At 70.6% G+C, this 18,226-nt stretch carries 14 protein-coding genes; 7 read left to right on the top strand and 7 right to left on the bottom strand.

All coding sequences use genetic code 11. The annotated features are described in order from the left end of the window. Positions 1-198 precede the first annotated feature (198 nt). The gene (locus ABZV91_RS01270) at positions 199-987 is read right to left on the bottom strand and encodes a GTP-binding protein (RefSeq protein WP_355233714.1); all 789 of its coding nucleotides are present in this window, start codon (positions 985-987) and stop codon (positions 199-201) included. Between the two features lie 105 nt (positions 988-1,092). Here ABZV91_RS01270 and ABZV91_RS01265 point away from each other — a divergent pair, with 105 nt between their 5' ends. Next, on the top strand, positions 1,093-1,548 hold the full coding sequence (locus ABZV91_RS01265; RefSeq protein ID WP_355233713.1) for an OB-fold domain-containing protein: 456 nt from the start codon (positions 1,093-1,095) through the stop codon (positions 1,546-1,548). Next, entirely contained in the window at positions 1,532-2,734 is a 1,203-nt protein-coding gene (locus ABZV91_RS01260) for a lipid-transfer protein (protein WP_355233712.1), read from the top strand. The genes ABZV91_RS01265 and ABZV91_RS01260 overlap by 17 nt, the downstream gene beginning before the upstream one ends. A gap of 300 nt (positions 2,735-3,034) precedes the next feature. Here ABZV91_RS01260 and ABZV91_RS01255 read toward each other — a convergent pair whose 3' ends face one another. Both ABZV91_RS01255 and ABZV91_RS01250 read right to left on the bottom strand, forming a co-directional pair. Continuing rightward, positions 3,035-3,850, bottom strand: coding sequence for a hypothetical protein (locus ABZV91_RS01255; RefSeq protein WP_355233711.1), 816 nt, complete (start codon positions 3,848-3,850; stop codon positions 3,035-3,037). Between the two features lie 64 nt (positions 3,851-3,914). After that, positions 3,915-4,742, bottom strand: coding sequence for a DUF3097 domain-containing protein (locus tag ABZV91_RS01250; protein ID WP_355233709.1), 828 nt, complete (start codon positions 4,740-4,742; stop codon positions 3,915-3,917). Positions 4,743-4,844: 102 nt separating this feature from the next. On the opposite strand from ABZV91_RS01250, the gene ABZV91_RS01245 reads away from it, so the two are divergent. The 5 genes from ABZV91_RS01245 (at position 4,845) to ABZV91_RS01225 (ending at position 11,392) form a co-directional block, all read left to right on the top strand. Further along, complete coding sequence (locus ABZV91_RS01245; protein ID WP_030520494.1) at positions 4,845-5,276, top strand: NfeD family protein; 432 nt, start codon at positions 4,845-4,847, stop codon at positions 5,274-5,276. After that, positions 5,276-6,508 (top strand): SPFH domain-containing protein, encoded by a 1,233-nt coding sequence (locus ABZV91_RS01240; RefSeq protein ID WP_355233707.1) that lies wholly within the window; start codon positions 5,276-5,278, stop codon positions 6,506-6,508. The genes ABZV91_RS01245 and ABZV91_RS01240 overlap by 1 nt, the downstream gene beginning before the upstream one ends. Positions 6,509-6,627: 119 nt before the next feature. Next, a complete protein-coding gene (locus tag ABZV91_RS01235) occupies positions 6,628-7,911 on the top strand; it encodes an ABC transporter substrate-binding protein (RefSeq protein ID WP_355233705.1) in 1,284 nt (427 codons plus the stop codon). Beyond that, positions 7,908-9,710 (top strand): hypothetical protein, encoded by a 1,803-nt coding sequence (locus tag ABZV91_RS01230; protein ID WP_355233703.1) that lies wholly within the window; start codon positions 7,908-7,910, stop codon positions 9,708-9,710. The genes ABZV91_RS01235 and ABZV91_RS01230 overlap by 4 nt, the downstream gene beginning before the upstream one ends. Then, the gene (locus ABZV91_RS01225; protein WP_355233701.1) at positions 9,707-11,392 is read left to right on the top strand and encodes a tetratricopeptide repeat protein; all 1,686 of its coding nucleotides are present in this window, start codon (positions 9,707-9,709) and stop codon (positions 11,390-11,392) included. The genes ABZV91_RS01230 and ABZV91_RS01225 overlap by 4 nt, the downstream gene beginning before the upstream one ends. Here the strand turns inward: ABZV91_RS01225 and ABZV91_RS01220 are convergent. The 4 genes from ABZV91_RS01220 to ABZV91_RS01205 all read right to left on the bottom strand — a co-directional run bounded on the left by ABZV91_RS01220 (position 11,383) and on the right by ABZV91_RS01205 (position 18,037). Beyond that, positions 11,383-14,061 (bottom strand): glycosyltransferase, encoded by a 2,679-nt coding sequence (locus ABZV91_RS01220; RefSeq protein WP_355233699.1) that lies wholly within the window; start codon positions 14,059-14,061, stop codon positions 11,383-11,385. The two genes, ABZV91_RS01225 and ABZV91_RS01220, sit on opposite strands and share 10 nt — an antisense overlap. Further along, positions 14,055-14,831, bottom strand: coding sequence for a hypothetical protein (locus ABZV91_RS01215; protein WP_355233697.1), 777 nt, complete (start codon positions 14,829-14,831; stop codon positions 14,055-14,057). The genes ABZV91_RS01220 and ABZV91_RS01215 overlap by 7 nt, the downstream gene beginning before the upstream one ends. 373 nt (positions 14,832-15,204) lie before the next feature. Beyond that, positions 15,205-17,181, bottom strand: coding sequence for a hypothetical protein (locus tag ABZV91_RS01210; protein WP_355233695.1), 1,977 nt, complete (start codon positions 17,179-17,181; stop codon positions 15,205-15,207). Between the two features lie 160 nt (positions 17,182-17,341). Further along, on the bottom strand, positions 17,342-18,037 hold the full coding sequence (locus tag ABZV91_RS01205) for a TVP38/TMEM64 family protein (RefSeq protein WP_355233693.1): 696 nt from the start codon (positions 18,035-18,037) through the stop codon (positions 17,342-17,344). Positions 18,038-18,226: the final 189 nt, after the last annotated feature.

The raw sequence follows: 18,226 nt of genomic DNA, 5'->3' as shown, positions 1-18,226 counted from the left end.
TCTTCTGGAGATCGAGCGGCACCGGGGTATTCGGCGATGCCGGTCCCGGCGGCCGGAAGCATCGCCATCACCGCTGATCGTCGTCGACCGGTCGCCGGCCGACCGCCGAACCGCTCGGCGAATTCGCCGCCGGGTACTGCGCGGTGGTCGGCGATATCTTCGGTCGGGGCCGGAAGACGTGCTCCGCAGCGGTCGGGTTCAGTAGTCGAGGGCGTGTTCCGGTTGGCAGACGAGCGTGGGCGAGGGCAGATAGCGGACGATGGCGTCCGGGAGCGCGGCGATATCGTCGCCGTGCCGCGCCGTATCGCACAGCACGGGGACGGCCTCACCGAGGCGCGTGGCGGAGCGGATGCGGTCGTGCAACTCCTCGGGCGGGATTCCGCGCGGCCCGCGGGCGGCTTCCGGATCCCCGTCGTCCTGTTCGGTCACCGCGGAAACCAGGTCGCGGTACCACTGTTCGGCGACTTGCCAACGGTCGCCGTAGAATTCGGCGGCCATCGGTTCGAGCGCCCACATCGGGACGAGGTCGATGACACCGCCGAACCCGGGGCCGACACCGAGCGGGAGGTGCAGCGGCAGTGGCCGCGCCCCGCGCGTAGCGGCGATCGCGCGAACACAACGGTCGAAGTCGGCGGCGGGATGATCGAGACCGGTCACCAGGCACAGCCGCGCTACCTGGTGGTCGTCGGCCATCCGCAAGACCGTATCGAGTCGCGAGGCGCTCGCCGTCGCGGCGTTCAGGACCACGACGGCCCCGTCGGCCACCCGGATGGACCGTTCCAGATCCGCGATGGGTGCGTGACTCCCCAACTCGGCGACGCGAATCATGAATGTGCCGCCGGCGCCCGGCACCCGATGGGGCACGGTGCCCGACCGCGCTCCCGAACCCTCGGAGAGCAGACGCCGGGCCACCCGCGTCGTCTCGGCGGGCTCTCCGACGATCGTGACGTTACGGATCGACTGCGGGTCGACGGCTCTGCTTCCCATCGCGCTTCACGGTACCGCTGCCGATGCCTCGGCGGAGGCGGATTCCGCGTAGAAATAGAACGTGTTCCTGTCCGGAATAGAACGTGTTCCTATAGTGTCGGACTTGTGCAGAAGGAACAACGCCCGGCGGTACCGGACTGGTTCACCGCGGACGACGGCACGCCACGTCTGGTGGGAAGTCGCTGCGATGTGTGCGGCACGCCGTATTTCCCGCGGAACACACTGGCCTGCCGCAACCCGCAGTGCGCGAGCCCCAAGGACGGCTCGGAACTGTCCGAATACCTGTTCTCCACCCGGGGCCGGATCTGGTCCTACGCGGATGCCCGGTACAAGCCGCCCCCGCCCTACGTCTCACCCGAGCCGTTCGTGCCGTACGTCGTCGCGGCGGTGGAGCTCGAGGTCGAGCAGATGGTGATCCTGGGACAGGTCGTGCGCGGACTCACGGTGGACGACCTCGCCGTCGGAATGCCCGTAGAGCTCACCCTCGGTGTGCTCTACACCGACGAGGAAGCCGATCACACGGTATGGATGTGGAGGCCGGTCGATGACCGACAGGAATGACCGCGATATCGCCGTCCTCGGTGCCGGTATGCACCAGTGGGGCAAATGGGGACGCAATTTCGTCGAATACGGCCTGGTCGCGGCCCGCGCGGCACTGGCCGACGCCGGGGTCGACCACCGGGACGTCGGCTATATCGCCGGCGCGGACACCATCCGCAACGGCTACCCCGGGTTCGTGTCCGGCGCGACCTTCGCCCAGGCGCTGGGTTGGTCGGGCGCGCGGATCTCGAGTAGCTACGCCGCCTGTGCCTCCGGTGCGCAGGCCATAGCCAACGCCCGCGCCCAGATCCTGGCCGGGCTGACGGATGTGGCGCTGGTGGTCGGGGCGGATGCCGCCCCCAAAGGCTTTTTCCAGCCGGTCGGCGGCGAACGTCGCGACGATCCGGACTGGTTGCGTTTCCACCTGCTCGGCGCCACCAACCCGATCTATTTCGCGCTCTACGCCCGCCGCCGGATGGCGCTGCACGGTGCCACCCTCGACGACTTCGCCGCGGTGAAGGTGAAGAACGCCAAGCACGGACTGAACAACCCGTACGCCCGTTATCGCAAGGAGGTCTCGGCCGAGGAGGTCGCGGCCTCGGCCATCGTCTCCGACCCGCTGCGCCTGCTGGATATCTGCGCGACCAGCGACGGCGGCGCGGCACTCGTCCTGACATCGGTGGAGTACGCCCGCCGTCACGGGATCAGCGATCCGGTACGTATCCGGGCATTGTCGACGGTGACGCCCACCTTCCCGAAAACGGTCCTCGACCTGCCGGACTTCGCGACGGACTCGGCCGTGGCCGTCGAACCCTCGCCGCACACGTTCCGGTCCGCCCTCGCGCAGGCCGCGTACGAGGAAGCCGGCCTCGGCCCCGCCGACCTGTCCTTCGCGGAGGTCTACGACCTCTCGACCGCGCTGGAGCTGGACTGGTACGAGGAGATCGGCCTGTGCGAGCCGGGCGGCGCCGAGGAACTGCTCCGCAGCGGCGCCACGACACTGGGTGGACGGGTGCCGGTGAACCCGAGTGGCGGGCTGGCCTGCTTCGGTGAGGCGATCCCCGCCCAGGCGATCGCCCAGGTCTGCGAACTCACCTGGCAGCTGCGTGGACAAGCCGACGATCGTCAGGTCGAGAACGCGCGTGCGGGTATCGCGGTGAATCAGGGTCTGTTCGGTCACGGCTCGGCGATCATCGCCGCCCGCTGACTCTCGGCTCGGGCGGTCGCGGCGGCGGAGGCCAGGAGAGCGAGTGCCGCGCTTCCGGGGCGGAGCGGGTCGTGGCCGGAGGCCGGACTCCCGCCGCGATCTGCTCGGGCCGATGGAAGCGGGCCGGCGCCGCGATGACCGGAGCGGCGGCCCTCCGGTCGTTTCCCGCGCGGCAGGTGCCCGCCACTGCGCGAGTTCGGTGGTGCGACCGGTGGGCCGTGCGAGCGGGTGGCTCGAAACCCGGCCTGGATCGTCCTCGCCCGGGGGCTCGCCGTGCGCGGCGGCGATCCCGGCCCGGCGTCAGCGCGATTGCGGCGCGGCGGTGTGCACCGCGACGAGGCGGGCCGCGCGGAGGGCGTCCCACAGCGGCCGCAGCAGGGTCTCGTGCGCGGTGGCGGCGCTGGCCGAGGTCGGCGCGGAAGCCGGCTCACGCTGGGCCACGGTCAGGATCGCCGCCACATGGTCGGCCGAATCCAGGATCCGCTTGGCGCGCAACGGGACGTATTCGGGATAGGTATGCCGCGAGTAGGCAGCGAGTTCGGCCTCGATGAGTTCGCGCGGGTCGGCGTCACCGGCGCCGAGGCCGGTGGTGTGCAGGCGCATCAGCGCGTCCGCCGCGTCCCGGACGGCTTCGCGCATCGCGTATTCGGCCTCGCCGAGTGACATATCGGGTCCGGCGGCGCGTGGCATCGGCACGCTGTAGACGGTCCACTGCAGCGTGTTCTCGTCCACCGGGCAGGGGATGAGCCCGGTGCCCTCGGCGCCCGGCACGCCCAGCAGGATTCCCTCCCCGGATTCCACGGCGTCGGCGGCGAAAGCCGTCCCGGCCGGCAGGCCGCGGACATCGCCGGGCACCGGCAGCACCAGTCGCAGTTCCGCACCGGGGACGGCCAGTTCCTCGCGAATCAGCTTGAGCAGCGGCATGACTCCGGTGCCGTTCGCGTTCCCGTGCGCGGACCACGGCAGGTCGGTGCGCCCGCCGGTGACCGGATCCCCGGCCGCGAGCGTATGCCGCGGCGCCCAGGCGTGCAGCGCCTCCAGCACGTCGTCGGGCGCGCTGCGACCCGCGAGCCACGATCCGGCCCACAGTGTGAGGGTGGCACTGGGAGAGCACATAATCATCGAGCATAAAGGGTCTCGGCTACCGGCGGGCAGCCTCTGCGCAGGCCGTTTCCGCGGGTTAGAATGGTTCGCCCGGTTCGGTCACGAAGTCGATCAACCGTTCCACCGCGCCGAGCAGCGGAGCCTCCAGATCGCGGAACGAGTTCACCGCCGAATACACCCGGCGCCAGCCCTCCTGCGGTGTGCCCCAGCCGAGCCGCCGGCACACTCCGGTCTTCCAGTCCTCGCCGCGCGGCACCCGCGGCCACTCCGGGATGCCCAGCACCGCCGGTTTCACCGCCTGCCAGACGTCCACATACGGGTGCCCGGTGACCAGCACGTGCTCGCCCAGCCCGGTGGTGAGCCGGTTCTCCTTGGATCCGGTGACCAGATGGTCGACCAGTACGCCGACCCGTCGCCCCGGACCGGGTCCGAAATCGGTGAGCCGGGCACCGAGATTGTCCAGCCCCTCCAGATGTTCGACCACCACACCCTCGACCCGCAGGTCGTGCCCCCAGACCCGTTCCACCAGCGCCGCGTCGTGGACGCCCTCGACCCAGATCCGGCTGGGCGCGGCCACTTTCGCTCGCAACCCCTCCACCCGGGTGGAACCCGACGCGGAGCGGGTGGTCCGGGCCGGCGCGGTCGCCTTCGGCCGGACGAGCGTGACCGGCCTCCCGTCGATGAGGAACGCGGCTTCCCGGAGCGCGAACAGTCGTACCGCGCCCCGGGCGTCCTCCAGCTTCACGAAATCACCGTCGTAACTGCGGTCGAATCCGACCACTGCGCCGCAGAACCCGCTGGCCGCGTCCTCGACCACCAGATCGTGGTCGGCGTCCACCCGCGGGACGGTGCGCCGGGCGGTGCGCGGATGGCCGGAGAAGATGTCACCGTATCGATCGCTCACCGGCCCGAACGTAGTGCACTCGCCGCCGTCGTGGCGGTCTCCGGGGCGGGGGTGTCGCCGGTCCGGCCCCGGGACAGCGGGTATCGCACTAAGGTGGGCGGTGTGGCCGCACTTGTCTGGTTGGTCGCCGGCATATTGCTGGCGGCCGCGGAGATGTTCGTCGGCGAACTGACTCTGCTGATGCTCGGTTCCGCCGCACTGCTCACCGCGGGCGTGAGTTTCCTCGGCGACACCGCGCCGGTGGTCGACGCGGTGGTGTTCGCCGTGTCGGCGGTGGTGCTGTTGCTGGGCGTCCGGCCGGTCCTGTTGCGGCGCTTCGGTACTCCGCCGCCGACGCTGACCAATGCCGACGCGCTGCCGGGCAAGACCGCGCTGGTGCTGGAACCGGTGGGTGAGCACGCCGGGCTGGTCAAATTGGGCGGCGAGGTGTGGACCGCGCGTTCGCTGGATCCGGGGGAGCAGTATCCGGAGGGCGCGACCGTGTACGTGATGAAGATCGACGGCGCGACCGCCGTCGTCTGGAAAGGGCCGTAATGGCTGCACTGATAATCGTCCTGGCGCTGGTACTGCTCGTGGCGGTGGTCGTGTTCAAATCCATCGCGCTGGTGCCCCAGGCCGAGGCGGCGGTGATCGAACGGCTCGGCCGGTACTCCCGGACGGTCTCGGGACAGCTGACCTTCCTGATCCCGTTCGTCGACCGGATCCGTGCCAAGGTCGATCTGCGTGAACGGGTGGTGTCCTTCCCGCCGCAGCCGGTCATCACCCAGGACAACCTGACCCTGCAGATCGACTCGGTGGTGTATTTCCAGGTCACGCAGCCGCAGGCGGCGGTCTACGAGATCTCCAACTACATCGCCGCCGTCGAGCAGCTGACTGTCACCACCCTGCGCAATGTGGTCGGCGGGATGACGCTGGAGGAGACGCTGACCTCCCGCGACCAGATCAACAACCAGCTGCGCGGGGTACTCGACGAAGCCACCGGACGCTGGGGCCTGCGGGTGGCGCGGGTCGAGCTCAAATCCATCGATCCGCCGCCGTCGATCCAGGAATCGATGGAGAAGCAGATGAAGGCGGACCGGGAGAAGCGGGCCATGATCCTCACGGCCGAGGGCACCCGGGAATCGCAGATCAAAACCGCCGAGGGTGCCAAACAGGCGCAGATCCTGTCGGCCGAGGGCGCGAAGCAGTCGGCGATCCTGTCGGCCGAGGGCGAGCGGCAGAGCCGCATTCTGCGCGCGCAGGGTGAACGTGCCGCCTCCTACCTGCAGGCCCAGGGGCAGGCCAAGGCCATCGAGAAGGTGTTCGCGGCGATCAAGTCCGGTAAACCGACGCCCGAGCTGCTGGCCTACCAGTACATGCAGACTCTGCCCATGGTCGCGCGCGGCGACGCGAACAAGGTCTGGCTCGTTCCCAGCGACTTCGGTAAGGCACTGGAAGGCTTCGCGAAGAACTTCGCGACGCAGGGTGAGGACGGAGTGTTCCGGTACGAGCCGCCCGCCGACGCGGAAGCCCCCGGGAAGCCCGCCGACGATGCCGACGAGGTGGCCGATTGGTTCGATACCAGCACCGATCCGGCGGTGGAGCGGGCGGTCCGCGCCGCCGAGTCGGTCGCGCGGACCCCGGTCGATACCGCGGCACCGGTGACGACCACCAAACCGGGGCAGCCCGCCGGCCCGGCGGCCCTGCCGCCGCAGCAGCCCGCCCCGCAGCCCGGGATCGAGCCGCAGCAACCCGGCGTCCCGCCGCAGCAGCAGCCGGACCGGTAGCCCCGTCGCCGGGGCCGACCGCTCCGGTGCCGATTCCGTAGGTTCGCCGAACAGCACGCGCCGGACCGGCGGCTGGGTCATAATCGGAACCCACTGCCGGACAAGCGCATCGGGGGATCGTGAGAACACGTCGTGCCGTACTCCGGACGGCCGCGCTCGCGCCGCTGCTGGTTGCCTGCTCACCGGATGTACTGCTCGGCGATCGGGTAGCGGTGCGGGTCGCGGTCTCCTGGAGCGGTCTGGAATTGACGGCCTTCCGGTCGGTGCTCGACAGCGCGGCCCTCCCCGCACCGGTCGAGGTGGTGCCGCTGGGCGACGAGATCGGCACCGCGCTCACCGCGCGCGGCAGGTCGGCCCCCGATATCGTCATGCTGCCGCAGGCCGGGCAGGTACGGGATCTGGTCACCGGCGGGCGGTTGCGGGAGGCGCCGGCGGATCTGTGGTCCGGCCCGGACGGGCCGCGCTACGGCGAGCAGTGGCGGCAGCTGTGTCACTACGAGGGCCGGGCCTACGGGGTCCCGTTCAAGGCGAGCGGTAAATCGTTGATCTGGTACGACCGGGACGGTTTCGCGGCGTCCGGCCTGGGCGATCCGGCCGGCTGGACGGTCGACGACTGGCTCGCGGGAGTCCGCGAAACCGCGGGGGCGTCCCGGCGCCTGCTCGCCCTGGGCGCCGCGGACGGCTGGGTGCTCACCGACCTGTTCGAGAATCTGCTGCTGGCCGAATCGCCGGAGGTGTATCGCGATCTGGGCGCCGGCTTGCGGACCTGGGACGCGGCGGCGGTGTACAAAACCTTCACCCGGCTGGGCGGACTGTGGGGTATCCGGGACGGGTTGCCGGGTGGGGTGGGCACCGCGCTGACCGAACAGTTCGCCGACGCGGTCCGCGATGTCTTCGAACACCGGCGGGCGCTGGCGGTGGCGGCGCCGGATTTCGCCGAGCCGGTGGTGCGCGACGCGCTGCGGCGATCCGGGCGGATCGACGAAGCGGCCACGGTGATGCCCTTCCCGGGCGTGCGGCCGGGCGGGGAGAATCCGCGCATCGTGGGTGGTGATGTGATGGTGCTGACCCGGTCGGCGGATCCCCGGGCGGACGCGGTGGTGGCCGCGCTGGCGGCCGAACAGGTACCGATACCGTGGATCGAACAGGTCGGCGGGTTTCTCGGGCCCAACCTGCACACCCGGGCCCGTTATTCGCGCTGGGCAGCGCCCACGGCCGCCGCGTTGGCCGAGTGGCCGGATTTCGATCTCTCCGACCGCATCGGCGCGGTAGGGGGCCGGGACGGATTGTGGCGGGTGCTCACCGAATTCCTGATCACCGTCGGCGATACCGGCGGTGATGTCGCCGCCGCCGCCGCGACCGCGGTCACGACCCTGGGGCGCTTCGAAAGAGGGTGGCGATGACCGCGGCACCGGAATTCGAAGCACACGGACTGCGGGTAGAACTGCCTCTCGGGCCGATGCACGGGCCGCTGGAGCCCGGGCGGCCGCCGCAACGCGGGATCACCCTGATCGCCTGCCTGCCCGCCGTGCTGCTCCTGACACTGCTGCTGATGCCGACCGCCGGAACCGCCGTGCTGGCTGTGCGTACCCGGGTGTGGCCGGTGGTGGGTTGCGTGGTGGCGGCCGTCGCGTTCGTGGCCGCGACGGAGGCGGCCCGCCGCGGGGCGAGTCGGCGTCTGTGGGCGGTTCCGGCGCTGGTGGCAGCGGTGTCGATCGCCGTGCTGTGCTGGTCGGACGACTCGTACGGGCGCAGCCTGTACTGGATGGGGTTCGCGGCCGCGCTGCTGGTCACGGCGATGCTGCTGGCCTGGTGGAGCCGGCGTAGCCGGGGACTGTGGCTGCCGCTCATCGTGCCGTTCGGTATCTCGGCGATCGTATCCGGGGTCGCGTTCCGTCTGATCTTCCAGTACACCGGCGCACGGCTGGGTTTCGACGGCTTCCCGGGGTACCGCGCGTGGTTCGTGGTGATGCTGGGCTCGGCGTTTCTGTGGACCTGGCTCGGATTCCTGATCGGGGTGTTCCGGGCGGGTATCCGGGCTCTCGAGCGCGATCCCGTGCGCTGGACCCGGCTCCAGGAGAAGGCCGGGCCGATGCTGATATGGCGGCTGTTCACCCTGCAACGATCGATAGTCCTGGTGGCCGGACTGGTGGTGGGTGTGGCCGCGGCGCGCGTATTCGACGTGGTGCTCATCGGTGTACCGGGCTCGGTCCAATACCAGGTGGACAGCGCCACCGTATCGTGGTGGCGGCTGGCCACCGACCCCGCCACCGCGGGCGAGGCCGCCGCCTACGCCCTCCCCCTGGCCGCACTGCTGGGAGCGGCGGCCTGGGCGCTGCAGACCGACCTGCGGGACCGTCGCGCCGGGTTCCCGCCCGCCGCCCATCCCGCCGACCGGATGCCCGCCGCGCCCGCCGACGGTACGGTCGCCGGGTGGGCCCGGGGTGTGCTGATCGGCGCGGTGTCGGTGGCCGCGGTGATACCGCTGGTGGTGCTCGCGGTGGTGGCGTTCCGCGGACCGGACGGCTGGTCGGCGGCCGCGTTCACCGATGTCTGGCGCGACCGGTGGCTGCTGCATTCGGTGGAGGCGACCTTCTGGGTGGCCCTGCTCGCGACGATCATCGTGGTGGCCGCCGCCGCGCCACTGGCCTACCGTCTCGCGGTGGCACCCGCCGGATGGGTGACCCGGTCCCTCGTCACCGTGCTGGTCGTGCTGGCGGTCCTGCCGGTCCAGGCGTATCTGGGTCCGCTCGACATCTTCATCGACGACCACGGCCTGTCCGGGACGCGGGTGCCGCTCGTGCTCGTGCACGCCGCGGCCGGCCTGCCGATCGCGGTACTGATCCTGCGCGGCGCGGTCGCGGCACCGCCCGGTAGCCCGGCGGCGGACGCGTTACGCGGGCTGGCGGCCCCGGGCACGATCAGCCGCCGGCTGTTCGATTCGGCGGGCCCGGCGCTGGGTGCGGTGGCCGTACTCGAATTCGTCCAGGTCTGGAACGATTTCATCGTCGGGCTGCTGATCAGCGGTGCCGGCGCCTCGCCCTGGTCGCTGCTGCTGTGGGGGGAGGCGCGCCAGTTCGGTGAGAACGCCGCCCAGTTGGCGGCCGGGTCGCTCATCGCGGCCCTGCTGCCGGTGGCGCTGGTGCTGGCGACCTGGCGGCGCTGGATTGTGCCCGGCCTCACCGGCGGGGTGCTGCGATGAGGGAACCGCTACCGCGGACCTCGGTCGTCTCGGGGGTGCTGAGCGGTCTGTCGGTGCTGGCCTCGGCCCTGCTGCTGGAACTGGGCCGCAACCTGGTGATGAACTCGTTCGGCGACAGCGCCGAGGTGCAGCTGGTGGCCTCCGGTTTGCGCTGGCTGGCGGTGCTCCTCGTCGTTCTGGCGCTTCTCTACACCGGTTTCCGGCTGACCGCCGAACGGCGGGACCGGCGCAGGTTGCAGCGCCGCCGCGAGCTACTCGCCGATCTGGACGGACCACCGCTCACCGGACCGTCGGCCCCGCAGCCACTGCCGTCGTCCCCGGCACTCGGCGGCGAGCCGGACATCGAGCCCGACCCGGCACTCGGCGACCACCCGGTCGCGGCCGCGTTGCACGCACTACCGGTCACCGAGTACGACGCCGCCACCGTGCACGCGATCCTGACCGCGGTCGGAATGGAATCGGCCGTCGTCCCGGACGCCGCCGGGGAGCAGCCGATCGTCTCGGACGAACGCTGGACCGCGACCGGTCTGCTGGCACAGCTGATCTCGGACGGGGTGCTGGTCTGCCACCAAACCCAGCGCTACCGGCTCGTGAGATACCCGGCGGTGCCGGACCGGCGGACCGTGATCGCGGGGGCGGTGTGGCAGGCGGCCCTTTTCGCGCTGCTGCGCCACAGCGCCGACCGGGCCGCCAGCTGGGCCATCGGGATCACCACGGTGCCGTTCGGGCCGCGCGCCCGCCGCTGGTTCGCCGTGGAGGAGCCGCGACTGCGCGCGCTGGTGCGCCAGTGCTGCCGCGGGGATTTCGCCGCGGCCATCCCACCGGCCACGGCCGCCCAGCTGGTGCGTATCGGTGACGCGCTCGGCACCTGGTATGCCGTCGGTCCGGCCGACAACAGCGAAATACGTTCGGTCGCGGAGGATCTCATCGAACTGGGACCGGCGGCGCTGGGTGGCCACCACCGGGCGATCGCGCTACGCGCGGGAACGGCCGGCGAACCACCACCGTGGCGCTGGCGGCCGTGGTGGCGCCGGGCCACCGGGTTCGGTGCCCGGGCCGAACACGCCGCCGGACTGGCGCTGCTCGACTCGGCGGACTCTCCCGAGACACTGGCGGCCGCGGTGGACCGGTTGCGGGCGGCCTGGTGGCGGTTACCGCGCGAAGACCTGGCGAACCAGGTGCGCGTGCTGGCCGACCTGGCGGTGGCGCATATCCATCAGGGCCGTCTCGACGCCGCCCAGGATCGGCTGGAGCTGGCGGCACTGCGCGCCCGCGAGGACGAGAACGCCGACGGCTGGGCCCGGGTACACGAGATCGCGGGAGCGGTCGCCTGGGCGCGCGGTGAACCGCGCAGCGCCCTGCGCTGCTGGCAGCGCGCGTTGACCGTCTACCGGGAGCTGGCCGACGACAACGGTATCGGGCGGTGCCTGCAGCACCTCGGCGCCGCGGTACTGGTCGCACCCGAGCACGGTGATCTGGTCCTGGACATCGACCCGGCCGACGATGTCGCCGAGGTACTGCGCTGGGCGCACAGCTGGCTCGCCGAAGCCGGTCGGCGCAATCCCGACGCGGCCCATGTGGGCTACTACACCGATCACGCCGCCACGATCCGCGATACGGCCGAACCGCCGGATTTCGAGCGGTGGCCGCTGGAGGCGCGCGAGGAGACCGATCAGCCCTGACCCGCCGCCGGTGCGGACAGCACGCGATACAGCCGCCAGGTCGGTTGGTCGTCGCCGTCGTTGGGTATCTCGAGTTCGACGTCGACGGTGGCGATCTCCGCGCCGGTCTCGTAGAGCGTCGGATAACGCACATTGATCGCGTCCGAGGTGCCGCGGCCGGTGTTCGGTACGGCCAGGATGTACCGCACTCCGTGTGCGGCGGGGTCGTTGAGGACGGTGATGAAATCCTGGTCCGACGGAATGATGTAGGTATGCGGCCGGGCGGTCGCGGTGTATACGGCGAACCCGTACACCGTATCCATCAGCACCGAGGAATCCGGCAGGTCGAGAGCGTCGAGATAGCCGGCCACAGCGCGCTCGTTGTCGAACGAGGCGATGATGCGGCGTTGCTCCGAGCGGGTCGCCGAGGTGTCGCCGGGCTCGGGGAACACGATCTCCCGCAGGGCGTGCTGCTGGACCGACAGCGTCGGTGACAACATCAGCGCACCCGTGACCATCGGCGTCACGAGCACCAGGACCGTGGCGCCCACCGCCGGAACCCGGCGCGGGCCCGGGACGGTGGGCCGCGGCCGCCGGTGCCGGCCGGGTCGGCGCGCGGGTATCGTGCCGCGGGCCGGGACGAGCTGGCAGGCCAGCACGACCATCAGCGGTATCGCGCTGACGTAGAACCGCAGGAACGGAAAGGTGGTGCCCGTCATGTAATTACGGGTCGCGAACACCAGAACCGCACCGAAGACGATTCCCGCGGCGAGGACCTCCGGGTCGCGCCGCCGCCACGACAACACCAGGCAGACCGGTATCAGTATCGGCAGCACCGGCCCGAGCACCATGATCTCGGCGATCGAGAAGGCCAGCCCGTACATCGGCCCGACCGCGGCGCCGCCCCCGCTGCTCTGTTCCACGATGCTGGTGTTGCCGTAGTCGGAGGTGAACTGCTGGAACGGTTCCCCGGTGATGAGCCAGCTGGTCACCGTCCAGACCACGAACGCGACCGCGGTGGGCGCCGCGACCAGCAGCGCGTCCATCGCGGTATCGGTGATCCGGATGCGCCGCGGTCCCCGCGCCCGCAGCCAGGTGGTCACGGCGACGAACACCGTGACCCCCGCGGCCGCGGGCAGGGCGTCGTAGCGGGTCAGATAGGCCAGCGCCAGCGCGACGCCGGCCAGGCACAGATCGTGGACGTCGTCGGTGTGCAGCCAGCGGATCAACCGGCGGGCGGTCCAGCACAGCAGGAACAGGAACGGTGCCTCGCTCATCCCGTTGGCGGCGTAGAAGACGACCGTCGGGTTCAGGGCGAAAACCGAGGTCAGCACCCACACCAGCCAGTCCGGTATGCCGCGGTCCACACAGATACCGCGGATCTGGACCACCGCACCGGCCATGAACGGCGCCGAGACCAGTACGCCGGTGATGTTCCAGGATGTCAGAACCGGCCACCAGTGGCTCAGCAGCACCAGCGGCAGTTGGACGACGGTGGTGAGCGGGGTGAAGATGAACCCGATGGCCGCCAGATGCGGATCGCGACTGAACAGAACGCTGCGCGCGGCCGAGGCGCGGCTCAGCGAATCGCCGAGGATGTAGTGGGGTTCGATCGCCAGGTACAGTCCGACGGCGAGGTAGCCCAGCGTGGCCAGGGCGAACAACCACCGCGCGGTCTTCATCGCGGCGCGCCCGTCGTCTCCGTTCACGGGGTCGCTGTTGGCCTCCTCCCAGGTGACCGAATCCAGCACCGCGGTGCGGTAGCCGCTCTCGGCGATGCGCACGCCCAGGTCGGCGTCTTCGGTCACATTGAACGGGTCCCAGGCGCCGATCTCGTCCAGGACCGCGCGACGCAGATGATTGGAGGTGCCGCCCAGCGGGATGGGCGCGTCGCCGCGCATGAGCCCGGGCAGGACGAAACCGAACCAGAGCGCGTAGTCCGCGGTGAACCACGCGGTCAGCAGATTCTGGCCGCCGTTGTGGAACGCCAGCCGTGCCTGGACACACGCGGTGTCGGCCGGTAGCCGATCGAAGGCCACCGCGGCGCGGCGTAATTGCAGGGGGTCGGGTCGGTCCTCGGCGTCGTAGATGGTGACGAGGTCGCCGGTGGCGAAGTGCAGGCCGAAATTGCACGCTTTGGGTTTGGTCCGGGGCTGCGCCGGTGGCACTTCGATGATCCGCAGGGACGGCGGGGCGGGAACGGCGCGGGCCGCATCGAGCGTGGCCTCGTCGTCGGCCTCGAGCAATAGCAGGATCTCCATTTTGTCCGCCGGATAGCGGAAGGCGGCCAGGTTCTCGATCACCGTGGCGATCACCTCGGGTTCCCGGAAGGCGGGGACCAGGATCGTATAGGTCGGCAGGGCGGTATCGGGGACGGCCTCGGCGTCGGCGGCGTCGACCGTGATGATGCTGCGGCCGTCCAGTCCCCGGAAGAACAGGATCAGACGATCGACCAGCGTCCACACGTAGGCGGCCGTGCACACCACGGTGAGGGCCACCAGCGTCGGCGTCCGCGCGAAGACCGCGCCCGTCACCAGGATGACGACCACACCGATCAGGACCCGCCGCTGCCAGGGCACCACCACCGTGGCGGCGGAGACCTCGGGTCGCCGCTCCCGCAGGCCGTGCACGGCATCGTGCAGGGCCGCGGCCACCGGGTCCGCCCGGCCGCCCCCTTCCTCGTTCACCACGGCTGCACCTCCACGAGCTGCCGGCCCAGGGTTTCGAGCAGATCGGCGTCCTTGAACTCCGGATCGCTGTCGGTCACCGCCGAGACGCCGCGGGCGAGCAGGGCGACCATGGCCGACGCGGTACCCGCCACTGACGGCGCCGGGGGCAGGAAATAGGCGTCGGGTTCGTGGTTGTCCACGGTGAGCACGATGACCCGCTGGATATGGGCGGAGTCGCGACGCCAGGTGAAGGTGAGGTAGTTCCAGGTGAGATGTATCCGCTCGTCGACGATCGAATACATGGTTCCGGTGAGACCACGCCCGAGGTCTACCGACCGGGGCGGATTGCTCACCCGCGCGTAGCGCAGATCATAGGTGAGCAGGCTGGGCGTGACATCGAGCGCGGCGCCGTACCGCACGGTGAGCAGGTCGATCTGGGCGGTGCGGTTGCGTCCGAGAGCGTCCCAGGCGGGGTGGGGTTCGCGGGTCCGGAGGGTTTGGCGCACGAAGGTCGATTCGGTGTGGAAATAGTGTGCGGGCCAGTCCAGTGGCCGCAGCTCGGTCTGCCGCCATCCCGGTGGTACCGCCAGCCCGGTCGTGCCCTGATACGGCGGGCCGGCCGCGACCTCGTCGCTGGTCATCGCGGGCATCGGGGAGAACGCCACCACCAGGGCCGCCACCGACAGCGCCACCAGTACGTACACCGGATTGTCAGGCCCGCCGCCGATCCGCGGTGGGTCGCCGGCGGGCAGCAGTGGTTCGCGCAGCAGCAGGGCGGCACCGCCCGCCACCAGGGCAGGATCGACCCCGACAGGGCGAACAGGGTCATCGCGAGCACATCGAAGTGGAACAGTTCGTAGAACGGCGAATACCGGGGAAGCAGCAACCGCTGGACGAACAGCGTGACGAACAGGCCGATGACGCCGACGATGACATCGGTCTCGCGATCGTGGATCGGCAGTACCGGTTTGCCGCGGCGCCGCACCCCCAGCATCAGTGCCGCGGCCAGGACCGGGAGCAGGAGAACATAGCCGATCGAGGTGCCCTCGCCCGCGCCGATCCAGAGATCGACGAGGGTGCGCCGGAACGCCACCGCCGTGAGCACGGCCAACAGGACCCAGCGCACGGCGGTCCGGGTCGTCCGGTCCGCGACGCCGTACAGCATCACGGGCGGTGCCGGTTCGCCGGGCGACGGGCGCGCACCGCGAACCACAGTGCCACGATCAGTCCGACGACCACCAGCACAGCGGCCGCGACGAGCACTTTCCGCAGTGTCGTCGAGACCGGGCCCGCCGTGGTGACCGGCGATTCGGTGGTGGGCAGCGAGTAATCGACGGGCTCCCGGCCGGCGGCGGCGAACAGGACGTCCCCGGACAGTGCGGACCAGCCGCCGGGCCGGGCGCTCAGCCAGTCCAGGGTGCGGTTCAGTTCGTCCGGACCGGCATTGCTGGTGGCGACCAGCAACTGCCGGCCGTCGGTGTAGTAACTCTGCAGCGAGGCGAAGCGTAGTTCCGGGTCGAGCTGCAGATGGGTGGTGGTCCCGGTCGCGTCGGTCAGGGCGATACGGGTCTCGTCGGTTTTGTTCAGCGGTGGGGCGATGCCGGCGGGGAGTTCGCCTCCGGCCGCGATCAACACGGTGGGCCGTGTGCTGCCGACCGCCTTCGCCACCGGTGTCCAGCGCGGGTCGAGCCGGACCGAGGTCAGCGACTGCAATCCGGTCGTCACGGTGATCGCCCGCGCCAGGTCGGCGAAGTCGCCGGTGGTCGCGGTGACATCGAAGGCCGGGAGGAAAGCCTGGGGCAGGGCTTGGAAGCCCCGTGGTGGCCCACCCGCGGTGGGTTCGCCGGTGATCTCACTGCCCGGCAGGATCGTCAGGCCCAGCGGCTGATCGGTGCCGCAGCGGCCGGTGTCGCCGGTGCTGCGGAGGGTGACGTTCACCGTGGTATCGCGCTGCAGAACCTCGTCGGGAATATCGATCCAGCGGTCGATCTGCCCGGTGGGGTCGGCGGCCCAGTTCGTCAGTTCGCGGTCGCCCGCGGTGACGGTCAGCAGCCCGGCCTGGCTCGGCGGCAGGGGCGTGTAGTGGCCCTGCAGTTTCACCCTGATACCGCCGGAGGGCCTGCCGAGGTGGGTCTGATCGACGGTGAACCGGACGCTGACCTGTGCATGTGAGCTCGCACTGAGTGTCCCGGCGCCGAGCTGGCCGAGTGTGGTGGTGTCGGGCGCGAGGACCGGCGGCTGATCCAGGGACCCCGCCACCGCCCGCCCGGCCACCGCGAACTCCGCCACCCGGCTGGTGATCAGCCGGACCTGATCCAGCAGCGCGTCGCCCACGCCGGTGACGAGCAGGGTGGGCGGCCCGGCGGCCGGAGTGAGCGTGGTGGCGGCGTCACCACCGGACCGGATGGCTACCGAGCGAGTGAAATCGGTATCCGGTTCGGCGATCGTGGCGTCGCCGGACAGTCTGCGCAATGTCACCCGGACCGGTTGGCTGCCGTAGAAGGCCACGATCGCCGTGGCCAGCGACAACGCGGCGTTCGATTCGGCCTCCGAGGGCCGGTCCGGCACGTGGATCCGCAGCTCCTGGAGGACGGGCGGCAGGAAATCCGAGATCACCGTGGGCGTCTGCGGTGTGCCCGAGTAGCCGACGCGTACCTCACGCAGGACCGCTTCGTGCTCGAACCAGTCGTCCGGGCAGCGGCCCACATCCGGGTACAAGTTCACGTGCAGAGTGATCGCGGCGGCCTGCTGTTCGATCTCGGCGTCGTCCAGCGGCACTGTGACCGGTACCCCGGTGGCGGGCCCGGCGGGTAGCTCGGCACGACCGATGAATCGGTTCCCCGACTCGACGTCGATCGTTCCCCGGGCCATATCGTTCGGGAGATCGACGGTCGCGGCGAGCTGTGCGGGAGCCGTTCCCGGGGGCACCGGGATCGTGAGGTCCACCTGGTCGTCGTCGCCGCGCAGGACGATCTGCTCGCCGAGACCCAGGTCGCGGCCGGAGAATTCGGTCGATCCATCCTGGCCGGAGGGTCGCGGTGCCGCCGTATCCGCCGGTTGTGGAGTTCCGAGACCGGCCGTGAGTACCACCACCGCCAGCGTCGCCGAGCAGGTGCACAACATCCGAGCGACAATCCGCATGCGCAGGACCCCTCAGTTGTCCGGCGGCGATCCCGCGCTGGTGCGGTAACGAACTGACTGCGGGGGATCCCAGGTCACGAGAATGGTACCCAGGACGCCATCAGCTATCGGTCAGCAACGATTTTGGGCGTGGTGTCGCTCATCGCCGCCGGTCGAGGGGTTATGGGCGCGGTGTGGCTTCCGACGGCCGGTCGAAAACGGTTACCGGATCCGCCACCGCCGGTTTCCATCGCTGATCGATCACCAGACCCAGCAGTCCGGCGGCGATACAGGCGATCGAGACCGCCACCATCACCGGATGGGTGCCTCCGGTCAGCGCGTCGGCCAGAATGACGGTGGCGGCCGTACCGGGCAGGATCCCGATGACCGTCGCGCCCAGATACGGCCAGAAACGGATCGACGACAGAGCGCAGGAATAGTTGACCACCGAGAACGGTGCGAAGGCGAGGAGCCGGAGCGCGCCCACGGCGAGCCAGCCCCGGCGGTGCAGGCGCTCGTCCACGAGCCGCACGGTGGGATGGTCCAGATACACACCCACCCGCTCGCGACCGTAGGCGCGGGTCAGCAGGAAGGCCGCGGCGGCGCTGAGCACGGTGGCGCTCACAGCCACCGCGAGCCCGACCACGGGACCGAACAGCAGACCCGAGGCCACCGTGAACACGGTGCGCGGGACCGGGGCGATGGTGATCAGCGTATGCGCCACGAAAAACAGCACCGGGAAATAAGGGCCGGCTTCCCCGGCCCACTGCTGGATCTGCGCGGGGCTCGGCAACGGGGTCAGCAGTGCCGCCGCGCAGACGAGCGCGGCGCAGCACAGCAGCAGGACCAACCGTCGGTCGCGGAGGATTCGGGACACCGGCCGAGGCTACCGGTCGGCCGGTGGGGGCTCGCCGAGCGGTGCGGGTGCGATCGGGCCGGGCCGTCGCGCTTCTCGGGCGGCGGCCGGACCGTCCGCGACGTGAGGTCGGCGGGTGGAAAGTGTCCGAGGCGCACCTCGGCGCAGAAGGTCGATTTCGCGGTACGGCGCCGCGCACACCACGATCGA

This window comes from Nocardia sp. NPDC004568 (genome assembly GCF_040609955.1).
In the GTDB taxonomy this organism is placed as follows: Bacteria; Actinomycetota; Actinomycetes; order Mycobacteriales; family Mycobacteriaceae; genus Nocardia.
Note: the sequence above shows the minus strand (reverse complement) of the source record. Positions and strands in the feature narration are given on the sequence as shown.